This is a genomic window from Shigella sp. FC1567 (assembly GCF_001743015.1).
Lineage (GTDB): Bacteria > Pseudomonadota > Gammaproteobacteria > Enterobacterales > Enterobacteriaceae > Escherichia > Escherichia coli.
On the sequence record NZ_MIIV01000218.1, the window covers coordinates 1 to 2,205 of the forward strand.

The window sequence follows — 2,205 nt, forward strand, 5'->3', positions numbered from 1 at the left end:
CTAATCCACCACTCTGATCGAGGTTCACAGTACTGCGCATACGATTACCGGGTCATACAGGAGCAGTCTGGTCTGAAAACATCAATGTCGCGTAAAGGTCACTGTTACGACAACGCTCCGATGGAAAGCTTCTGGGGAACGCTGAAAAATGAGAGCCTGAGCCACTATCGTTTTAATAACCGGGATGAAGCCATCTCAGTAATACGGGAATACATTGAGATTTTCTACAATCGTCAGCGTCGTCACTCTCGTCTGGGGAATATCTCCCCGGCAGCCTTCAGGGAAAAATATCATCAGATGGCTGCTTAAAAAAAGAACAAATGGTAGTGTCCGCTATTGCCAGTACACCTCACTATACCTCTACAGCGAGAATATTGAATTAATCCAATAAATGGATTAGCTGGTATTTTTGGCAAGCCAGCGACGTGCGCCAGCTTCGGTTTTAAACGTTTTGCTTTTGGTATACGTCATGGCGGTGAATGTGCCGTCCTGATTGGGAAACACGCCACACACTAGGGATTCGTTGTTGCCAAGATCGATAGTATCCATGCTGACCTCATTTCCCCTTAACGCCGGGGTAGTGGAACTGTTTGCTGAGAACACCGTGCGGTGTCTTGATGAATGAAATTTAGAATAACCTAAGACGTGGAGTCAAGATTTTATGTATAAAAACCTAAGTTTTTTTTGATGTAAAAAACACAAGTGTTTGAAAGTTTGTGCTTTTTATTACAGGGTGTGGAGAAAAAAGGGGATTATTTGTTTGCGCTTCTTTTGCGAGCTTTGAGTAGTTCTTCAAAAAGTTTGTTGAAATTTTCAACTCGAGCACGCATCTCTGACAACAGGGCCTTTTGCTCTGACTCAGGCAGTGCGTCGAACAGTTGAAGTAACTCTTTTTGATCTTCTGTCAGAATGGCTGGCTGATTATCCGGGATCGGTTCGCCTGGTTGTTTATCTTCATCCCCAAAAAGAAGCCAAGTCGGTGAGCACTGAAGCGCTTGGCTCAGTGCGAATAATCTTTTCCCCGCCGGCTGTGTTTCATCTCTTTCCCATTGAGAAATTGTTACGTGAGCCACTTTGACCAGCTTACCTAATGCGGCCTGAGACAGTTTTAATTTTTTACGCCTATGTAAGAGGCGAGCACCGAAGGTTTCGTTTTTCATATTAGGGAATTCTAATCTTTCTTGACTTAGGTTTCTCTACGATCTAGTTTCCTTAGGAAAATCTAAGGAGCTCGATATGTTGAAAATTGATGCTATAGCGTTTTTTGGCAGCAAAACAAAGCTTGCCAATGCCGCAGGAGTTAGGCTGGCAAGCATTGCTGCATGGGGGGAACTGGTTCCTGAAGGCCGCGCGATGCGCCTGCAAGAGGCATCTGGCGGGGAACTTCAGTACGACCCCAAAGTTTATGACGAATATCGTAAGGCAAAACGACCTGGGAAGGTGATTCATGAAAATCAGGCATGAGCACATCGAATCAGTGCTGTTAGCCCTGGCAGCCGAAAAAGGGCAGGCGTGGGTCGCTAACGCAATTACTGAAGAATATCTGCGGCAGGGGGGCGGCGAATTGCCTCTGGTACCAGGCAAGGACTGGAACAATCAGCAGAATATCTATCACCGTTGGTTGAAAGGTGAAACGAAAGCGCAAAGGGAGAAAATTCAGAAACTGATCCCTGCGGTTCTGGCAATTCTTCCGCGTGAGCTGCGTCACCGACTCTGTATCTTCGATACCCTGGAACGCCGTGCATTACTGGCGGCGCAGGAAGCGTTGAGTACGGCAATTGATGCGCATGATGACGCAGTTCAGGCCGTTTACCGGAAAGCACATTTCAGCGGTGGTGGGTCGTCCGACGATTCTGTCGTTGTGCATTGATGTTTATGCCGAACCTCCTCTGGTTCTGTTGATTGGGGAATCACAGATTATATCCGGAGGAAGGTTCGGCACCTGAAGTGGCACACTGAATTTGGCCACCTGAACAGAGGTGATATGCTCACCTCAGAACAACACAGGTGCTCCAATGAAAAAAAGAAATTTTAGCGCAGAGTTTAAACGCGAATCCGCTCAACTGGTTGTTGACCAGAAATACACGGTGGCAGATGCCGCCAAAGCTATGGATGTTGGCCTTTCCACAATGACAAGATGGGTCAAACAACTGCGTGATGAGCGTCAGGGCAAAACACCAAAAGCCTCTCCGATAACACCAGAAC

General features: G+C 46.9%; 6 protein-coding genes. 4 read left to right on the forward strand and 2 right to left on the reverse strand.

The window, feature by feature from the left end; all coding sequences use genetic code 11:
- Nucleotides 1-309 (forward strand): integrase core domain-containing protein (locus BHE85_RS13425; RefSeq protein WP_146627984.1); only part of this gene is annotated, 309 nt, incomplete at its 5' end.
- An 87-nt stretch (nucleotides 310-396) separates the two neighbouring features.
- On the opposite strand, the gene BHE85_RS13430 is transcribed toward BHE85_RS13425, so the two are convergent.
- Both BHE85_RS13430 and BHE85_RS13435 read right to left on the reverse strand, forming a co-directional pair.
- Nucleotides 397-549: a DUF1391 family protein gene (locus tag BHE85_RS13430; protein WP_000379550.1), complete on the reverse strand. Its 153-nt coding sequence runs from the start codon at nucleotides 547-549 to the stop codon at nucleotides 397-399.
- 203 nt (nucleotides 550-752) lie between these two features.
- A complete protein-coding gene (locus BHE85_RS13435; protein ID WP_000787424.1) occupies nucleotides 753-1,160 on the reverse strand; it encodes a helix-turn-helix domain-containing protein in 408 nt (135 codons plus the stop codon).
- 76 nt (nucleotides 1,161-1,236) lie between these two features.
- On the opposite strand from BHE85_RS13435, the gene BHE85_RS13440 reads away from it, so the two are divergent.
- The 3 genes from BHE85_RS13440 to BHE85_RS13450 form a co-directional block, all read left to right on the forward strand.
- Nucleotides 1,237-1,464, forward strand: a complete 228-nt coding sequence (locus tag BHE85_RS13440) for a Cro/CI family transcriptional regulator (RefSeq protein WP_000912291.1) — start codon at nucleotides 1,237-1,239, stop codon at nucleotides 1,462-1,464.
- Nucleotides 1,448-1,870: a toxin YdaT family protein gene (locus BHE85_RS13445; RefSeq protein WP_000702027.1), complete on the forward strand. Its 423-nt coding sequence runs from the start codon at nucleotides 1,448-1,450 to the stop codon at nucleotides 1,868-1,870. The genes BHE85_RS13440 and BHE85_RS13445 overlap by 17 nt, the downstream gene beginning before the upstream one ends.
- A gap of 145 nt (nucleotides 1,871-2,015) precedes the next feature.
- Nucleotides 2,016-2,205 (forward strand): transposase (locus tag BHE85_RS13450; RefSeq protein ID WP_000747023.1); only part of this gene is annotated, 190 nt, incomplete at its 3' end.